The following is a 19,764-nucleotide window of genomic DNA, read 5'->3' on the forward strand; positions in this document are numbered from 1 at the left end:
CCTTTTATCTCTGACTGTCTAAAAATTAGCATCACTAAATCACTACTATAAACTTGGCAATTGTCGTAAACACCTTTAGACAGCCGCTTTCCTCAATAGCGTTTACTCGTCATCATAACCGTCGCTTAATACGGCTATTAGCTTTTGCATGTCTTCTGGCAGGGGCGTCGTCACTTCCATATCCTCACCAGTTGTTGGATGCACAAACCCAAGGGTATAGGCGTGCAGTGCTTGGCGAGGGAAATTATTGATGGCTTGACGCTGTGCTTCTGTCAATCCTGCACGCAGTTGACGACGACCACCGTAGATGCGATCCCCTACGAGCGGATAAGTCACATGGCTCAGATGCACGCGAATCTGGTGCGTACGACCCGTCTCAAGTCCGACATCTAACAGACAGTAGTTGTCATTCAGTGGCGTGACGTTTAACAGATGGGTTACCGCTTCACGGCCGGCAGTCATGACTGTCATTTTGGTACGCTGAGTGCGATGTCGCCCAATCGGCGCATCAATACGGCGATGACGCAGCAAGCTTGCTTGATCGCCTGCTACCACACACTGATAATGGCGATAAACAGATTTGTCTTTTAGCTGCTCCATCAGTGCCATCTGAGCAGGTTTGGTTTTACCGATGAGTAGCAACCCAGAGGTATCTTTATCAATACGATGTACCAGACCTGCACGCGGCAAGTGATGCTGCTGCGGATAATGGTATAGCAAGGCATTGACCAAAGTACCTGTCTGATTGCCAGCGCCCGGATGAACCACCATACCGACAGGTTTGTTGATCACCAGTACGTCATCATCTTCATAGACCACATCAATGTCTATATCTTCTGGCTGGTCTTCACTATGCTGCTGCAACGTTGTCGATAGATGCAATACGTCATCTGCTTTGACACGAACCTTTGGTTTTTGCACACTGCCGTTATAGAGTAAGCTACCGTCCGTGATCCAACCCTGTAATTGCACGCGTGAAAAGTCTGCAAACACCTGTGAAGCGACTTTATCGATGCGTAGGCCAGACTGATCTTCTGTAACGACATGCGTCATATCGACCACTACTGGCACTGCTTGGCCAGCTACTGGCGCTACATCGTCGTCGCCTTCATCCATATCGCCATCGTCAAGTTCTTCATCAATATCGCTATCTTCTTCGAGCAAGTCGTCGTTATCAAGAGCATCAGTGTGCTCGTCCATTATTTCCTGCTCATCCATCATTTCTTGATTGTCAGGCTCGTCATTATGTAAAACGTTATTTGGCATTGGTGACTCTTGTGCTGATGAATCAGTCTCTAGCGATTGATTCGGTGATAAATGGGTAGTCATGGCATCATTATTCATAGCGGATTGATACCTAGCAAAGTTTCTAACTATATAAAGTTACTAACTATATTTTTTTAGGTGACTTCAAAGATAAAATGATAAAAAATTGTCGTTTTTTGACCTCTAACCGATAATAAAAGCTATGCAGGTCAAAAAAGCGGAGACAATACCGTCCTAGTGTATCATGTCACGCGCTCAAGCCCTATAAAAGTGCATGCTATCTGTGAATTTTTGAGCCCTTCTGAGATACCAAGCCTTACTGCTTAACTCTCTAGAACATAACATTGCTGTAATTTACTGTATATTTGTTCCTGCCAGCGATATTCGATATCGCTCGCGATAGCCGCTCATGTTAAACTGCCTGTAAAATATAGATAGCGAAAAAATAGACGAAGCAAACGTTATTCTATAAAGTATAGCCATGTTTTGCTGTATGCTATGGCACTGTATTCCTATGCCATATTCAAATACAGTATGAAAATACCATTGGGTTTTATTGACAGTGTTTGCCATTTAAACCGTTTGAATATGATTAAATGCATTTGATCTATTACAGGCTTACTATAAAAGCTCTATGTATCAGACCCAATCTACCAGTACAATACGTCATAACAAAAACTGCATTCGATGAAAAACTGCTTGTGCATCGCTGAATATTCAGCATCGTTTTTTATCACTAACCTTTTATATAGCATGATAGCACTGCTGCTATTATGCGTCTTGTGTCGGAGAAGAAGTATGCAAGCTGTTGGCAATACGTTTATCAAACTGTCCTCAATAACCTTACTTGCGCTTAGCGTCAATCTAGTAGGTTGCCAGACATTCAAAAACTTGACTGGCGCCAAAGATGTCGACGCGGTAGAAACAGCGGAAAAGTCAGAGCAAGGTTACTATAACGATGCCATCGCTCAAATCGATAAAGGTCGCTATGTTCAAGGTGTTGAAGAGCTGACCAATCTGCGTACCTTTTATCCAACTGGACAATATGCCGAACAGGCATTACTTGATATGATGTACGCACAGTATCAAGGCGATAAATACGAGATGGCAGCAGCGAGTGCTGAGCAGTTCATCCGTCTATATCCTTCTAATCCGCAAGTCAGCTATGCTTACTATGTACGCGGCGTTGCCAATATGGAAGGCTCGTCTGAGAGTTTGAAGCTGTTTAAATTAAACCAAGCGGAGCGTGACACTGCGTATCTACGTATTGCCTTTGCCAATTTCCAAGAGCTTATTAGCAAATACCCAAATAGCCCCTATGCACCAGATGCCGCCCAGCGCATGACATTTATCTATAACCAGTTTGCTGAAAGCGAGATGAGCGCAGCCAACTGGTATATCGAGCGTGAAGCTTATGTGGCAGCTGTCAATCGCGCCAAATGGGTCTTCCAGTACTATCCACTGAGTGAGTCAGTACCAGATGCCATTGCTGTCCTAGCCTATAGCCACGAAAAACTTGGTTTGACAGATTTGGCAAATGAATATAAAACCCTATTGCAAATCAACTATCCAAACATGCTGACTAGCAACGGCAAAGTCAAACTGAGCACCAAACGTGATCGCACTTGGCTCAATAGAATTACCTTTGGACAGCTTGGTCGCTCAAATACGACGGATACATCAGTAGCAAATGGCGAATATAACGGCGCGACCAAAACCCAAATGATTCGCAACGCAAATCAACTAAGATTGCCAAGTGACAATACTGCTAGTGCTGCTCGTGCAACCACTGCCAACACCTCTGCAGCTTTTAGCAGTAATAATAGTAACGGCATCAATATTGGTTTGGGTCTGCCGGAAGCCTCAGCTGAGCGAGTGACCAGTCAATCAAGCACTGGCTCGACAGCGAGAGAAGCCAATGTTGATCCGCAAAACATCAATCCAACACGCCGCACTACGCTTGAGAACGACAGCAATAGTATTCTACTAGCGCCATCAGATATGGACGACGAATAAGCACGTTCAGTGACTTGATTGAGTCAATACCGTCTATATGATTAATAATAAGGCCAACACTATGTTGGCCTTATTTTTCTAGTGGTATGCTATTCGCTCTGCCCCAATATAATTGACCTATGGTAAACTGTTTTTTGTATGAGCATTCCTAACCATATTCTTGAACAACTCAATAGCCAAGCTGACCTGATCAGCATCATTGGTCGACATACCACGCTCAAACGTGCTGGTAGTGAGTTTAAGGGCTGTTGCCCTTTTCACGGTGAAAAATCGCCTTCCTTTTATGTCAATCCACAAAAAAACATCTATCATTGTTTTGGCTGTAGCGTCGGTGGCAATGCCATCAGTTTTTTGCGTGATTACGAGAATCTCACCTTCATCGAAGCAGTCAATGAACTCTCTAAACAAACAGGCATTGAAGTACCACAAGAAGAACAGCAAAACGTTAGTTATCAACGTCGTACGCCAAAACCTATTGCACCGCCAGTTCACAATGTGCCTAGCCCAACGATAGAACACAGCAAAGTAGACCAAGACGGTGCAAACCAAGACAACTATCGAAATAACTATCAAAACAACCGTCAAGACAGTCATCAAAACAATGTCGCCCAAAATCATCAAAATTACATCGACCAGTCAAGTTATGATGACGCTCAGGGTTACGATAATTTCCCGCCGTTAGACGCTTACGAGTCAGCGCCTTATTCGATGGACTCGTATCCATCAGAGCCGTATTCGTCAAACCATGCGGATGATGATGGCTATCCGCCAGTGTGGCTGACAGATAACGATGCAAGTATGGCTAGCATTGATCAGAACGCTGATCAAGATGGCAACCTGTACGAGTTGCTAGAGCAGATCCAGCAGTTCTATCAGCATAATCTACACACTCACCCTCATGCTAAGCAATACTTTTTGTCGCGCGGACTCACTGAAGAAACTTTTGAGACTTTTGGTTTAGGTTACGCGCCATTTGGCTGGCAGCATCTTGAGCACCAGTTTCCGCAAGATATTGAGGGACTTAAGGCCCTAGGGCTCGTGCGCCAATCAGAGTCTGGCCGTGACTATGATCTGCTGCGTGATCGGGTTATTTTTCCTATTCGTGATAACCAAGGTCGCACCATTGGTTTTGGCGGTCGGGCACTCGATGATGAGGTCAAACCAAAATACATCAACTCTTCAGACTCGCCCGTCTTTCATAAGCAGCACGTACTCTATGGCTATTACGAATCACGCCAGCAGCGTGCTAACGACTGGCTAGTAGTCGAAGGCTATATGGATGTCATTGCCCTCTATCAAGCGGGCATCTATGGGGCAGTCGCCTCAATGGGTACGGCAATCAATGAAAGCCAAATATCGCGGCTATTGACACTCAATCCAACGCTGACTTTGAGTTTTGATGGCGACAGTGCCGGACAAAAAGCCGCTTGGCGTACGCTTGAAGTTGCCTTACCTGTGCTTGCTGATGATAAAGAGCTGCGGTTTTTAACCCTGCCTAATAATCATGATCCTGATACGTTTATTAAGAGTCAAGGCAGCGATGCCATGCGTGAGCAAATCGCTAATGCCATGCCGCTATCGCAGTATATTTTTGCGTACTTAAGTGAGCGTTACGATATGAGTCTGGCTGAAGGCAAAGCCAAGCTCATGTCGCAAGTACGCTCGTTGACGACCGCTTTGCCTAAAGGCAGTAGCTTTCGCTATTTGCTTAACAATGACGTTTATCAAAAGCTTGGCGGTAGGCGCAGTCAAAATGTCGAGGCCAAAGACGCGCTGCTAGACTTTGATGGTGACATGACCATCAGTCAGCAATTGCAGCTTTGTTTTTTGTTTCAGCCGCGCGCGTTAATCGACGACCCTATTGAGTCGATTTGGCAACAGTCAGGGATTAATGGCTTACACCTACCTGCGCATATCAAACAAAAAGCTTCACCCGATACGCTGCGTCCGCTTGCTTGGGAAGACCTGCAAGATGTTGCTCTGCTTGATATCGTGAGCACTATCAAGCGCTGCCTCAATTATTTGCCAAAAGATGCCAACGCAGCGGCGCATTTTATTTTATCAAACGTGAAGCCTGCGACCCAAGACATGCTGAGCCGTAATTGGGGCAGTTTTTATAAAGCGCTAACCGCACGCAATATTTTGGGGCTTGATGGCCTAATTGAAGAATTGGTTAGCCAGCTGCTTGAGCGCAACATGAAGAAAAAAATACAAGAGCTGATAAAAAACCCTGATCATATTAAGCTTGCGATCGTCCGCAAGCAAACCCAATTGTTGAACGATTGGCTACGGGCACAGCAGGCAGAGCAATCGGCACAGATGGTCACTGTGCAGTCTTAATTTTTAATTATCAAATCATGCCCCTTTAAAATTCTAGCCACTGCCCCCACTACTAATGATTATGCCCAGTAGCATGAGTCACTCCTAAATCATTTAGCGGATGGCAAATAATCGGCAAAAAATGGTCGGTAGCTATCACTAGCTCGTGCTTGACGACTGCGGTCTGTGTTAAACTGTGTCGCTGTATATTGACAGCACTGCTTGGTGAATGATTGTGAGCATGCATCGTTAAGCACAAATTTTAGGTACTGTATTGAAGTCTTTTTATTTTTTCTAATTTTTAGCTGTTTTTTAGCATTGTTATTGTAGTGTTTTGAGCCTTTATTCATATCAACTCATTTTTGATATTATTGACAACCTCTACGCCATATTTTGATCAATCGATTGATAAGATCAACGCAAAGAGCGAGCGATAGCGAGTCACAATATAAAAATGTCCGATGCAAGTAAGCGAGTATTTATGAACGATAAGTCAGTTTCTAAGTCCACATCTCAACTGGCCACCTTAATCCAAATGGGCAAAGAGCAAGGGTATCTTACCTACGCTGAGGTGAATGACCAGCTGCCCGACTCTATTACCGAAAGCGATCAGATCGAAGATATTGTGCAGATGCTAACCGATGTTGGTATCAAAATCTTTGAATCAGCTCCTGATGCCGATGACATCTTGATGAACGATGATTCAAGTGATGATGACATGGCAGCAGATGAAGCAGCGGCAGTACTCGCCTCTGTTGAGACTGAGCCTGGTCGTACCACTGACCCTGTCCGTATGTATATGCGTGAGATGGGTACGGTTGATCTTCTTACCCGTGAAGGTGAGATCTCCATTGCTAAGCGTATCGAAGAAGGTATTCGTGATGTGCAGCATGCTATGTCTTATTGGCCTGGCACCGTACAGTTCGTCCTTGATGAATACCAAAAAGTACAAGATGGCGAAAAGAAACTATCTGATGTTATCACTGGTTTCTTAGATCCTGAAACCGAAGAAGACAAAATCGCCGCTCAAGAAGCCAAAGACGCGGCAAAAGAAGAACGTGAGCGCATCAAAGAAGAAAAAGAAAACCCGCCTATCATCAAAGCTAAAGTGAATGCCAAAGCCGCAGCACTTGACGACGATGATGATGAAGACGAAGACGACGTGGAAGAAGAAGCTGAAGAAGAAACCAGCGGTCTCGATCCAGAAGAAGTACGTTTGCGTCTAGAAGAGATCGAGCATCTATTTATTAAAGCCAAGCAAGCGCTGCTTGATTATGGCCGTGGTAGCGTACAGGCTGATACCGCGTATGCCCTACTTGCTGAACGCTTTATGATGCTAAAGCTGAACAATCGCTTGTCAGACCAAGTCATGGCTATAATGCATGATGTCTATGACGACGTGCGTAAGCAAGAACGTCAAATCATGCGTTTGGTGATTCGCCGTGGTCGTATGCCGCGTGAAGAGTTCCGTAAGACCTTCCCTAGTAATGAGACCAATGTTGATTGGTTGATTGAACGTATTAAAGGTAAGCCTGCATTTGCCGGCACGCTAGAAAAAGTTACTGACGACGTTATTTTACTCCAGCGCCGTATCCGTGACTACGAGCAGCAGCTCGATATGAAAATCCACGACATGAAAGATGTGGCACGTCGTATGGCTGTTGGTGAAGCAAAAGCTCGCCGCGCGAAAAAAGAAATGGTTGAGGCCAACCTACGTTTGGTTATCTCTATCGCCAAAAAATATACCAACCGCGGTCTACAGTTCTTGGATCTTATCCAAGAAGGTAACATCGGCCTGATGAAAGCGGTTGATAAATTTGAATATCGCCGTGGTTATAAGTTCTCGACGTACGCCACATGGTGGATTCGTCAGGCGATTACCCGTTCTATCGCTGACCAAGCGCGTACCATTCGTATTCCTGTGCATATGATTGAGACCATCAACAAAATCAACCGTGTTTCACGTCAGTTGCTACAGGAAATGGGACGCGAGCCAACGCCTGAGGAATTAGGCGAACGCTTAGAGATGGACGAAGTCAAAGTCCGTAAAGTGCTGAAGATTGCCAAAGAGCCTATCTCTATGGAAACCCCTATCGGTGATGATGAAGACTCACACCTAGGTGATTTCATCGAAGATGGTACCATCTCAAGTCCTGTTGACGATGCGACGGCGGCTGGTCTACAAGAAGCGACTCGTGATGTACTCGGCAACCTGACTGAGCGTGAAGCACGTGTCCTAAAAATGCGTTTCGGTATCGATATGCCTACCGACCATACTTTAGAAGAAGTCGGTAAACAGTTTGATGTCACGCGTGAGCGTATTCGTCAGATCGAGGCAAAAGCACTACGTAAATTGCGTCATCCATCACGTTCTGAGCACCTACGTTCTTTCTTAGAGAATGACTAAGCTTTTCGTTAGTTAAGTATAAAAAAGCCGAGTTTATCTCGGCTTTTTTGTGCTTGTCAGATAATATTGAACCTAAGCTATCAGTATTGATTAACCTTGAGTCACTGTCATTACCGGCAATGATACCGATATTTATGCGCTTTTCACTAGTTGCCATTAAGCGAGCGTATGGCATTCTATTCTAGACTTTACAAACCTATATTCTTTATTAGAATCACACCTACATCTTGTCATGTATTGACATACTTTAGCGCTAGGAAACTGATATGATTGTCCGGCAAACACCCCACCCTTTTAAGATATTTTTCGCCCTTCGCGGTTCAATCATTCCAAAAATCTATCCGCAGCTGCTATTAGTTACCATCCTTAGTACGCTTATCACGATTATTCAGCACTGGCTTCCTGACTCTTTTCCTTATTATGGTATCGCGACTTTTACCTTACTAGGGATTGCTCTATCGTTGTTTCTCGGATTTCGCAATAATGCCAGCTATCAGCGTTGGTGGGAAGCGCGAGGGCTTTGGGGTCAGTTGGTTTATGATTCTCGTAGCTTAACCCGTCAAGTGCTGTCTTTTATAGACGAAAAAGACGAGGCTGGACAACAAACACAGCGAAACATAATTTACCTGACTATTGCGTTTGCTCATGCGGTGCGCCACAGACTACGTGGCACGGAGCCTTGGCAAGATATCGAACGCTTTGTAGACCCTATACACCATGACCGTATGCGCCAAGCGAAAAATGTACCTGATTATATAATGCGCCTCATGGGTAAGCAGCTCGGCGATATTCGGCGTCAAAGACTGGTCTCAGAGCAAGTCATACAAAACATGGATAAGCGCCTGACCTCCATGACGATTGTCTTGGCAGCGTGTGAACGCATTCATAACACACCGCTACCTTTTGCTTATATGCTGTTGGTACATCGTACGACCTATCTGTACTGCATTATGTTGCCCTTTGGCTTAGTAGCATCACTCGGCTGGGCGACTCCGTTGATTTGCGCGGTAATCGCTTATACTTTTTTTGGGTTAGATGCCTTGAGTGAAGAGCTAGAAGAACCTTTTGGGTTGGCGGCTAACCAGTTACCTCTGACTGCCTTGTCACGTACGATCGAGATCAACTTGCGAGAAGCGCTGGGAGAAACCAACATACCGCCTGATATCACGCCTATCGATGGCTATTTACCGTAAGCATTTTAGTCATCCCCAAGCGTAACAAGGCAAACTAGAGGCAAAGACAACTTGAATAATCCACCGCACGCCACTATAAATAGCAGACAAAGATGCCGTAGGTAAAACCTCTACTCTAACCAGCTGATCTATTCAAAAATATTATCTATAAAAGCGAGGCTCATACCATGAGTGATGATTCAAAAGACAACAACGACAACGTCGACAACAATGCAAATAACCCAACCAGCAATCAGCCATCAGTGAAAGTCACTGACTTGACGCCAAATAAAGGCGCGTTGGTCGGCAAAAAGACCGATATTCAAAACCCAGAGCTTTGGGAGTTCCCAATGAACTACCCTCTCAGCATCATTGGTCATGAAGGCGAGCACGAGAGTTTGCTCAATGAAATCAAGCTTATCTTGGGTAGCCAATTCCCTGATTTTGATTTGGCGTCTATCGAAGTGAAGCCTTCTAGAACGGGTCGTTTTCATTCAGCACGGGTCAATTTGTATTTAACAGCAGCTAATCAAGTCAATACACTTTATGCCGCGCTTGACAATGCCAAGACGGTTCGCATGGTTTTATAAATTGTTCAGACAGGTTTAGCGCCTTTTTGGTCCAAGTCGTCACTCATACGGGTGGCGATTTTTTGTGGTTTGATGTACAATCTGCGCCCGAATTATTGCTACCATGATTAGTGTTATTGGTCGACAATAACCGAGAGAATGAAAAACAAACCGTCGCTATATTTTTACAAAAAATTTATTATTGACCGCATTTGCGTCTAACCCTTATCCCATCGTCCTTTGCCAAAATTTGGACTGCCTACAACCTTGTAGCAACATAGTTTTATCCTAAAATCAATATAGTATTTTCAGAATTTTCCCGCTATATTGTGCCTACCAATTAACAAACACGCTATATGTAGTACTCAGTGATTTTAACCATCACTACGAGTAGTGGTAGCTTTTTGCCTAAAAAACAGCTAGCACAACCCAGCATAACAGCGTTATAAAGAATGTCTGCCGCTGCTTTGGCGCGCGACATCACAATAAGCAATCAAAATAGAGGCCAGCATGACACATATTGATAAAATCCAAGTAACCAAGCGTGATGGACGTTTAGAGCCTATTGATTTAGACAAAATTCACAAGGTGATCGCGTGGGCGGCTGATGGGTTAGAAAATGTGTCAGTATCGCAAGTTGAGCTAAAGTCGCACATCCAGTTCTATGAAGGTATCAAGACTCGTGACATTCACGAAACCATCATCAAGTCTGCCGCCGATCTGATCTCTGAAACCACGCCTGACTATCAATATCTAGCGGCGCGTTTGGCTATCTTCCATCTGCGTAAGATTGCATACAACAAATTCACCCCGCCGCATCTGTATGACCATGTCAAAAAACTCACTGACGCTGGTAAATACGATCAGCACATCCTAGCGGACTATAGCCGTGCTGAATTTGATGAGTTAGAAGAGTATCTGGATCACTGGCGCGATATGAACTTGGCTTATGCCGCTGTTGAGCAAATGGCGGGTAAATACCTCGTCCAAGATCGTGTTAGCAAAACGGTTTATGAAAGCCCGCAGTTCTTGTACATGCTGGTTGGTATGTGTCTGTTTAGCCAATACGACAAGTCAGATCGTCTTGATTTCGTCAAACGCTTCTATGATGCGACCTCAGAATTCAAAATCTCACTACCAACGCCTATCATGTCTGGTGTGCGTACCCCATCGCGTCAGTTCAGCTCGTGCGTACTGATCGAATGTGGTGATAGCCTAGACTCAATCAACGCAACCACTAGCGCCATCGTACGCTATGTATCGCAGCGTGCTGGTATCGGCATCAACGCAGGTCGTATCCGCGCCCTTGGTAGCCCTATTCGTGGCGGTGAAGCGCAGCATACTGGCTGTATCCCGTTCTATAAATTATTCCAAACTGCCGTTAAGTGCTGCTCACAAGGTGGCGTACGTGGCGGTGCTGCGACTCTTTTCTACCCACTATGGCATTTAGAAGTTGAGTCATTGCTGGTACTGAAAAACAACCGCGGCGTCGAAGACAACCGTGTCCGTCATATGGATTACGGCGTACAGTTAAACAAAACGATGTACACGCGCCTCATCAAAGGCCAAGACATCTCGCTATTCTCACCAGGTGACACGCCAGGCCTATATGATGCATTCTTTGAAGATCAAGACAAATTCGAAGAGCTATATACCAAATACGAAAATGATCCTAACGTCCGTAGCCGTCAGATCCCAGCAGCAGATTTGTTCAGCCTGATGATGCAAGAGCGCGCGAGCACAGGTCGTATCTACATCCAAAACGTCGATCATTGCAACACGCATAGCCCATTTGACGCGACGGTTGCGCCGATTCGCCAGTCAAACCTATGTATGGAAATCGCCCTACCGACCAAGCCACTGGATAACATCAATGACGAAGAAGGCGAAATCGCGCTTTGTACGCTATCAGCGGTCAACTTGGGTAAAGTTAACAACGTCAGCGACATCGAAGAGCCAGCTGAGCTAATCGTGCGTGCGCTTGATGCCCTGCTCGACTATCAAGACTATCCAGTAAAAGCGGCTCAAAATGGCAGCATGCGTCGCCGTACGCTAGGTGTGGGCGTAATCAATTATGCGTATTACTTAGCTAAGAATGGCGCACGCTATTCAGATGACAGCGCGCTTGGTCTAACCCATCAGACGTTTGAAGCATTGCAATTCTATCTCTTAAAAGCGTCAAACAAATTGGCAAAAGAGCAAGGCGCTTGCCCTGCGTTCAATGAGACCACGTACTCACAAGGCATCTTGCCGATTGATACGTACAAAGCCGACTTGGATAAAATCTGCCAAGAGCCGCTACATCTCGATTGGGAAACGCTACGCGGCGAGATCACTGAGCACGGTCTACGCAACTCTACCCTAACCGCTTTGATGCCGTCTGAGACCTCAAGCCAGATCGCCAACGCGACCAACGGTATCGAGCCACCACGTGGTCTGGTCTCTATCAAAGCGTCAAAAGATGGCATCCTAAAGCAAGTCGTGCCTGAAATTGATAAGCTAAAAGATCAGTACGAGCTACTATGGCAAATGCCAAACAATGACGGTTACCTAAAGCTGGTCGCTATCATGCAAAAATTCGTCGATCAAAGTATCTCTGCCAATACCAACTACGATCCTGTTCGTTATGCTGGTGGCCGTGTACCGATGAAGATATTGCTAAAAGACTTGCTAAACGCTTATAAAATGGGTGTGAAGACGTTGTACTACCACAACACACGTGATGGTGCGAACGATGCCCAAGCGGATATGGAAGATGATTGTGCTGGCGGTGCATGTAAAATCTAAAAAATAGAAATACTATCATGAGTAAAGTATCAATGTATTAAACACTTTATGTATTTTCTATACTCTTGTACTAGTTGATTATTAATTGGTACAAGAGTATGAATAAGTGTTCTCGAAAATGAGCTTAGATTCTGAGGAATACTAATTTGCGAAACAATGTTGAACGTATTGAAAACAATGAGATAAACAATGGAAAATTAAAAGTAGCTGATGGTGATGATTTTATTACACCTAAAATCTATCAGGCTATATATCATCAGATAACTGGTAGAACAGAAAAAATATCGAAGAATTACAAAAATAACTTACTAATAGATTTTGAAGAAGTAAAACAATTACATAAGAAGATATTACAACTTACTGATGTGCACCATACGATAGCTCAGAACCAAGCTATCGTTATATATTACGACAATGACAGAAAAGAAGAGTTTACATCTTTCGAAAGGTTTGAAAAATATAACTCAAGCAATAGTAAAACGACTTTAAATTTAGTTTTAAAGTATAGCTTTTCTATACAGTTACCAGAAGTAGAAAAACCACAGTCTTATACTTTAACTATTAAATTAAATTCTAGGCTTGCAATAATCGAAACTTTTGCACGTGAAGCTCCCTCATATATTCCTTACGGCCTATTAGCTTTAGTGCACTCAAACACCGCTGATATTAGTGTTGAATATGTCGATTATATTGTTGCTAAAAATTTCGTCAAAGCTTTTGATGATTGGATTGACAGTTGTAACTCTATTCCAAATAATAAATATTTGAAGTTTTTTCAGTCCAAGTCTAAACATATACCTATGGTTTTCCAAATTATCATAGGCGCAATCTCTGTATATAGTTTTTTATCTATTATTGAAACTTTACCAGATATATTTTCACAAGTTTGGGGGCGTTTCTTTGTTATATCTTTTGTGAGCTTCTTCTTTTTGCTTAAGGCTTCAAGTTTTATAGGAAGCTTAATTGAAAGATATATTGATAGCTTTTATCAAGATTCGTATTTAAATCTAACTCGTGGAGACGAGAAACTGGTTAAACGCTCTATTTCTAGAAAAAGAAATATAGTAATGAAAATTATTTTTAATGTGTTGCTTACTATAGTATTGGGAATAATTAGTTCTAAGTTAGCACCTTACATTTAACCAGCACGTAGGTTGGGTTGACGAAGGAAACCCAACGGTTTGAGTCTATGTTGGGTCTCGTACCTCGACACCAACCTACTCTAAAGCATAGAAAGCGGATATTTTGTAAGGTGCGCGAGGCGCGCCCTACAAATTAAGCTCAAACAGAAGAGTCGTTAAGTACAAAGAAAGATGCCCCAACAAGGCTTTTTAGCCCCGACTATAGCGATATCCTGCTGACGACGATGGCGATGCAGTCTGAGGCTGAACGTAGTATCGAGACAACAGGAATGCGGTCAGACACGATAGACTGCACGCCAGCGACTAGGCAGATACAAGCGGTAGGCGGGATTGGCTACCGCAAATATTTAAATTTAACACAGTGACAAATAAGACCTAATTTTCGTGCTAAAATTAGCCCTATATTTAGAGTATAATTTTAACGGAGAGTGCGTCATGCAACCAATATTTGCGACACAGACAGCCAGTATCTCAGAGCTAAAAAACAATCCTTCTGCCTTAATTAAACAGTCAGATGGTGAGTCGATTGCGATTTTAAATCACAACAAACCCGTGGCTTACTTGGTCTCAACAGACGTTTTTGAGCGCATGATGGAAGCGATGGACGATATAGCATTAAGCCAGACTGTTAGCGCACGGTTAAATGATGGGCAGATACCGATAAAGGTAACTTTAGATGACTTATAGTCTTGAGTTTCACCCGTTAGCATTAAAAGAGTGGAAAAAGATAGCGCCAAGTATCCAGCAGCAGTTTAAGAAAAAATTACAGCAGCGACTATCCAACCCTCATGTGCCTGCATCAAAACTCTCTGGACACACAGATACTTATAAAATTAAATTCCGCACCATAGGGTATCGTTTGGTATATACCGTCAAAGATGACGTGGTGGTGGTTTATGTATTGGCAGTCGGTAAAAGAGAAAACAACAAAGTATATGACAGTCTGGCGACGCGTCAACCATAATCAAAACCTAGACAAAACTAAAACGACGGAGGTCATGTGCAATATACCGCAATCATCAAAGACGGTGGTTTGTTTATCCCAAACGTATTTTCAGACCTAAACGATGGTGGCTCGCATATCGTACAAGTCGATGTTGATATTGCAGAGGTGCGTCAGCAGTTAGGTGTAAATGAAGCACTAAAGACAACTGTCACCAAAAAAAGCGTGGCAAAAGCAGCCAAAAAGCCAGTATCGAGAGCGGCTAAAAAAGAGGTAAAAACAGCAGAAGAGTCTGATGTCAGTACCCTACGCAAAAGCGCACTTGATGAATTAGAGGCATTAGATGATAGTGAGCTGAGCGAAATATTCAAAGCCTATATGAACGATGGGCAAGAGTCATCACAGATATCGCTAGAGAACCTTTAACCTAAAAAGCCATTGACCAAAATTTAGAATATAATCATATCCAATTTGTATAATTTCATAACCATATCAATGATAAAGGCAGTCCCATGACTTACTCGATTTTTTCTCAAACGCCAAACAATGCGCTAAAAGAGCCGATGTTCTTTGGTCAGCCCGTCAACGTGGCGCGCTATGACCAACAAAAACACCCAATCTTTGAGCAATTGATTGAAAAGCAGCTATCGTTCTTTTGGCGTCCAGAAGAAGTCGATGTATCACGCGATCGTATCGACTTTAGCAATCTGTCATCGCATGAGCAGCATATATTTTTGAGCAACCTCAAATATCAGACCCTACTCGATTCTATCCAAGGTCGTAGCCCAAACGTGGTGCTACTGCCGCTGGTGTCTATCCCTGAGCTTGAGACGTGGATTGAGACATGGTCGTTCTCTGAGACCATTCACTCGCGCAGCTATACGCATATCATCCGTAATATCGTCAATGACCCAAATATTATCTTTGATGACATTATGCAAAACGAGCACATCTTAGGCCGTGCTTCTGATATCGCCCAGTATTATGATGAGCTGTATCGCAACTCGCAGCTATATAGCTTGTACGGTCCAGGTACGCATAATATCAATGGCGAGCAAGTCACGGTTGATTTGAGATCACTGAAAAAGCAAATGTATCTATGCATCATGGCGGTCAACGTCCTAGAAGCCATTCGTTTCTATGTCTCGTTTGCCTGCTCGTTTGCCTTTGCTGAGCGCAAATTGATGGAAGGTAATGCCAAGATTATCAAACTCATCGCTCGTGACGAAGCGCTGCATTTGACAGGTACGCAGCACATGCTGAACCTCATGCGTAATGGTCGTGACGATCCTGAGATGGTCGAGATTGCCGCAGAGTGTTATGAAGAAAGTATCGAGATCTTCCGTAAAGCTGCTGAGCAAGAAAAAGAATGGGCAGGCTATTTGTTTAAAGATGGCTCAATGATCGGTCTCAACAAAGACATTCTTTGCCAATATATCGAATACATCACTAACTTGCGTATGGAAACGGTCGGCTTGCCAGCGGCGTTCCCGAATTCAAAATCAAACCCAATCCCGTGGATTAACACGTGGTTGTCATCTGACAATGTGCAAGTCGCACCGCAAGAGACTGAGATTAGCTCGTACTTGGTTGGTCAGATTGATTCTGATTTATCAGACAGTGATTTTGATGACTTTGAATTATAAGAGCTGAGTTGTAAGAACTTTGAGCTATAAAAATCTGAACTATAAGAGCTTAGAATTATAAAGGTTTGAGCGGTAGATATTTGAAGTTATATAATTTCTACCGCTGTAATCGTCTTATGGGTTAATAGTAGGGATGGCAATAACACAGACATATCCCAATAGGATTAACGATGACTTGGGTAATGACCAGTAAAAAGCAGTTTTATCTGCATGATGACGAAAGTCTGCTAGATGGATTGCTACGCACCGGACATGATGTGAACTATCAATGCCGCGAGGGCTACTGTGGTAGCTGCCGAGTCAAGCGTATTGCTAGCTCACATACGGTCGACTATCCGTTTGACCCGCTTGCCATGATTGAGGACGATGAAATCCTACCCTGCTGTTGCCGTGTACGAGGGGTTATCTACATCAATCATGAATTTATTGAAAAGCCTTAGCAGAATAGTAAGGGCTAGAGACTGGCCTAAACATTAGCTTTAATAAAATTTAACTCAATAAAAAAGCGCGCTCCTTTTAGAGAAGGAGCGCGCTTTTTTGTGCAATTTAGCAATACACTTTACTGTGTTACGGAGTCTTGCTCAAACAGTTTCATCAGTTCTTCGCGCATGCGATCACGCTCTGCTTCTGACATCATAGGTGCTTGCTCATCACCTTGGATACTGCCGCCCATCCCATCCATACTCTCACCTTGTAGAACGACAGGACGATCAATAGGTTCTTGTGCGGGACGCTCCTCTAGCATTATTTTTACTTGAGCGTTTTTGCCTTGGCGCAATATCTGGGCATTCAGCTCTGTCGTTGGTGGCTTACGAGCGACATACTGGATCAAGGTATTGGCATCAGTCATCTCGACACCATCGATGGTTAGGATGATATCGCCAACACGCAAACCACTCTTGGCAGCAGGACTGCCTTCGATGACGTTTAGCACTTCCACGCCAGTTGACGTCTCTAGCTGCGTTGGGTCACGTAGCTGTGACTGAATCTCAATACCGAGCCAACCACGACTGACGCGGCCGTCTTTGATCAGAGCATTCATTACTTGCTCGACCAATGATGTAGGAATCGCAAAGCCAATACCCATCGAGCCACCAGAGCGCGAGAATATCACCGTGTTGATACCGACTAGCTCACCACGAGCATCGACCAGCGCGCCACCTGAGTTACCTGGATTAATCGCCGCATCCGTCTGGATAAAGTCTTCGAACTTATTGACGCCCAGTCCAGTACGCCCAGTCGCTGAGATAATTCCTTGAGTTACCGTCTGACCAACCCCAAATGGATTACCGATAGCCAATGCCAAATCGCCTACACGTATTGGATTTTCGCGGAAACCAAGCGGTGTTAATCCCGTCATATCGACCTTAATCACTGCTAGGTCACTGTCAGGGTCAGTACCGATAATTTTGGCGCGGCTCTTACGACCATCGTTAAATGCGACTGTGATTTCATCCGCTTTTTCGATGACATGCGCATTGGTCACGATATAACCGTCTTCTGATACGATCACACCAGAGCCTAGATTGGTATTGCCCTGCTCTTGTGATGGGCCACCATGATATTCAAAAAACCGGCGCAGTACAGGATCATCCATATAAGGATGCTCGGTCATCGTTTGTGTGGTGTAGATATTGACAACCGACTGCGACGCACGCGCAACTGCATTATGATAAGAAGAGATGGGCGCTGGTGTATCCGCAACAGGTTCTGACGCTTGCTGCTCCGCAGGCGGGGTTCTCGGCGGCTCCCACGTGGCCTCCGACGTCGACTTCATACTCGTGAACAACCAGATAAACGCCACTAACACTAGCAGCAATAATACCCAAGGTAACCATTTTAATAAAGACGCCTTGTTATTGGTGTTCTGGGATGACGACATATAGAACCTCTATAAATTTAATGCAGACGGACAGTGAGAAATAAGGTGAGAAAACTGCGACTACTCGGCCATCATGGCTTGATTAGGCAACTGACAGCCAGAGCTGGGCAGACTCACATGTATAAATTATAACCGCAATGCCGTGAAATAGTAACGTATCGTGTACCATTTCAGTTATCCATCTTGTCTACTCTTTTACAGTGCCATGTTAAAATCACTGCTGTCAGACATTTGCGATAGATAATGGTCAATTATTTATCTCTTATAAGTCTCCGTCTTTAAATAACTTTTTTTGAAGCACTATATTTGAATGACAATGCATTACTGCAAGGCAATAATAATAAGGAAACCTAATGACCCAAAACACGGCTATTGAACCCTCAACCAAAAGTATCAGCGCACAAGCATTGACGCAATTCTGTGATGAGTATCTATCTGCTAATGCATTCAAAGACTACGCGCCAAATGGCCTACAAGTAGATGGCGGTCGTCCAATACAGCGTATCGTCACAGGTGTGACAGCGTGCGAGGCGCTGATTGATGCGGCTATCGTTGACAATGCCGATGCGATTATGGTCCATCATGGGTATTTTTGGAAAGGCGAACCTGCGCCTATTACAGGCATGAAAGGTCGACGTATCCGCAAATTGATGCAACATGGCATCTCTATGATTGGCTATCATTTGCCGCTTGATGCACACCCCGTGATTGGTAACAATGCAAAACTGGCAGACGTACTAGATATGACCATTACTGGCGCGCTCTACCCCAACGAATCACACCCTGTTGGTAATATCGCCACTTGCACACCGCAGAGTGCTGATAGCCTGATCGCAAAGATTACTCAAGCGCTCGGTCGTACCCCACTACATATTTCGTCTAATTATAAGCATCACTCTGATAATAATGCGAAAACGACTGCCAATAGTGAGAGAGTGATCAAACGTGTCGGTATCTGTACAGGTGGTGCCCAAGATATGATCGAACAGGCTTCCATTATGGGCTGTGATGCATTTATCTCTGGCGAGATCTCTGAGCGTACCACGCATATTGCTCGTGAGCTGGGTATTGATTATTTTGCCTGCGGTCATCATGCGACAGAGCGCGGTGGTATTCAAGCGTTAGGAGAGATAGTCGCCCAAGAATATGGACTGCCAGTCACCTTTATTGATATTGAAAATCCAGCTTAGCATTTCCAATGTATCGCCAATAACATAGCAATGATTAGGACAAAAGTAATGGGCTGAATAAATAGCAATTATAGGCGCAATTTTGGCAGTTATTGCAAGAGTCATTGATAAGTTTGTGACCGGCACGCGTATAACATGGCTAAATTTAACCGTTTATATCGCAATTGTTAAGTTTTATCGCTTTTTTCTTAACTCCACTTGAATAATGCAAGCAGTAACCGCATATTACTACCTGTAAGAAAGAACGTTTTGTCATGAAACTTCCCATTATTACAGCTTCCGGTTATGGCGCTAAAATAATACTGGCGGTTATCTGAAATTTTATTATGCTCTATGAGCAATGAAATTTTGGAACGTCGCCAGTCAAGACACGATGTATACACTCGATATTTGGTTTATACCGTGTTTTTATTTTTAGTGTCGCG

At 44.0% G+C, this 19,764-nt stretch carries 15 protein-coding genes; 13 read left to right on the forward strand and 2 right to left on the reverse strand.

What is annotated here, in order from left to right:
- Positions 1 to 102: 102 nt before the first annotated feature.
- The gene (locus ACHUET_RS04640) at positions 103 to 1,218 is read right to left on the reverse strand and encodes an RluA family pseudouridine synthase (RefSeq protein ID WP_394211109.1); all 1,116 of its coding nucleotides are present in this window, start codon (positions 1,216 to 1,218) and stop codon (positions 103 to 105) included.
- Between the two features lie 846 nt (positions 1,219 to 2,064).
- On the opposite strand from ACHUET_RS04640, the gene ACHUET_RS04645 reads away from it, so the two are divergent.
- From ACHUET_RS04645 to yfaE, 12 genes are all read left to right on the forward strand, one after another.
- A complete protein-coding gene (locus tag ACHUET_RS04645) occupies positions 2,065 to 3,282 on the forward strand; it encodes an outer membrane protein assembly factor BamD (protein ID WP_394211047.1) in 1,218 nt (405 codons plus the stop codon).
- A gap of 138 nt (positions 3,283 to 3,420) precedes the next feature.
- On the forward strand, positions 3,421 to 5,622 hold the full coding sequence (locus tag ACHUET_RS04650) for a DNA primase (RefSeq protein WP_394211049.1): 2,202 nt from the start codon (positions 3,421 to 3,423) through the stop codon (positions 5,620 to 5,622).
- A 460-nt stretch (positions 5,623 to 6,082) separates the two neighbouring features.
- Positions 6,083 to 8,008, forward strand: coding sequence for an RNA polymerase sigma factor RpoD (gene rpoD / locus ACHUET_RS04655; RefSeq protein ID WP_371531333.1), 1,926 nt, complete (start codon positions 6,083 to 6,085; stop codon positions 8,006 to 8,008).
- 266 nt (positions 8,009 to 8,274) lie between these two features.
- Positions 8,275 to 9,201, forward strand: coding sequence for a bestrophin family protein (locus tag ACHUET_RS04660; protein ID WP_394211051.1), 927 nt, complete (start codon positions 8,275 to 8,277; stop codon positions 9,199 to 9,201).
- 278 nt (positions 9,202 to 9,479) lie between these two features.
- On the forward strand, positions 9,480 to 9,770 hold the full coding sequence (locus tag ACHUET_RS04665; protein WP_394211111.1) for a YbeD family protein: 291 nt from the start codon (positions 9,480 to 9,482) through the stop codon (positions 9,768 to 9,770).
- Positions 9,771 to 10,259: 489 nt separating this feature from the next.
- Positions 10,260 to 12,536: a class 1a ribonucleoside-diphosphate reductase subunit alpha gene (gene nrdA / locus ACHUET_RS04670; RefSeq protein ID WP_394211053.1), complete on the forward strand. Its 2,277-nt coding sequence runs from the start codon at positions 10,260 to 10,262 to the stop codon at positions 12,534 to 12,536.
- A 146-nt stretch (positions 12,537 to 12,682) separates the two neighbouring features.
- Positions 12,683 to 13,678, forward strand: coding sequence for a hypothetical protein (locus ACHUET_RS04675; protein WP_394211055.1), 996 nt, complete (start codon positions 12,683 to 12,685; stop codon positions 13,676 to 13,678).
- Positions 13,679 to 14,113: 435 nt separating this feature from the next.
- Positions 14,114 to 14,365, forward strand: coding sequence for a type II toxin-antitoxin system Phd/YefM family antitoxin (locus ACHUET_RS04680; protein WP_394211056.1), 252 nt, complete (start codon positions 14,114 to 14,116; stop codon positions 14,363 to 14,365).
- The gene (locus ACHUET_RS04685) at positions 14,355 to 14,642 is read left to right on the forward strand and encodes a type II toxin-antitoxin system RelE family toxin (protein ID WP_394211057.1); all 288 of its coding nucleotides are present in this window, start codon (positions 14,355 to 14,357) and stop codon (positions 14,640 to 14,642) included. The genes ACHUET_RS04680 and ACHUET_RS04685 overlap by 11 nt, the downstream gene beginning before the upstream one ends.
- 36 nt (positions 14,643 to 14,678) lie before the next feature.
- Complete coding sequence (locus ACHUET_RS04690; protein ID WP_394211059.1) at positions 14,679 to 15,047, forward strand: hypothetical protein; 369 nt, start codon at positions 14,679 to 14,681, stop codon at positions 15,045 to 15,047.
- Positions 15,048 to 15,133: 86 nt separating this feature from the next.
- Positions 15,134 to 16,267, forward strand: a complete 1,134-nt coding sequence (gene nrdB, locus ACHUET_RS04695) for a class Ia ribonucleoside-diphosphate reductase subunit beta (protein ID WP_057759544.1) — start codon at positions 15,134 to 15,136, stop codon at positions 16,265 to 16,267.
- A 170-nt stretch (positions 16,268 to 16,437) separates the two neighbouring features.
- Positions 16,438 to 16,707 carry a class I ribonucleotide reductase maintenance protein YfaE gene (gene yfaE, locus ACHUET_RS04700; protein ID WP_201600991.1) on the forward strand — a complete coding sequence of 90 codons (270 nt, stop codon included), beginning with the start codon at positions 16,438 to 16,440 and terminating at the stop codon, positions 16,705 to 16,707.
- A 119-nt stretch (positions 16,708 to 16,826) separates the two neighbouring features.
- Here the strand turns inward: yfaE and ACHUET_RS04705 are convergent, their stop codons facing one another.
- Positions 16,827 to 18,149 carry a S1C family serine protease gene (locus ACHUET_RS04705; RefSeq protein WP_201547355.1) on the reverse strand — a complete coding sequence of 441 codons (1,323 nt, stop codon included), beginning with the start codon at positions 18,147 to 18,149 and terminating at the stop codon, positions 16,827 to 16,829.
- A gap of 353 nt (positions 18,150 to 18,502) precedes the next feature.
- Here ACHUET_RS04705 and ACHUET_RS04710 point away from each other — a divergent pair, with 353 nt between their 5' ends.
- Complete coding sequence (locus ACHUET_RS04710) at positions 18,503 to 19,339, forward strand: Nif3-like dinuclear metal center hexameric protein (RefSeq protein ID WP_394211062.1); 837 nt, start codon at positions 18,503 to 18,505, stop codon at positions 19,337 to 19,339.
- Positions 19,340 to 19,764: the final 425 nt, after the last annotated feature.

The sequence above is a fragment of the Psychrobacter piscatorii genome, from assembly GCF_043641605.1.
In the GTDB taxonomy this organism is placed as follows: domain Bacteria; phylum Pseudomonadota; class Gammaproteobacteria; order Pseudomonadales; family Moraxellaceae; genus Psychrobacter; species Psychrobacter piscatorii_C.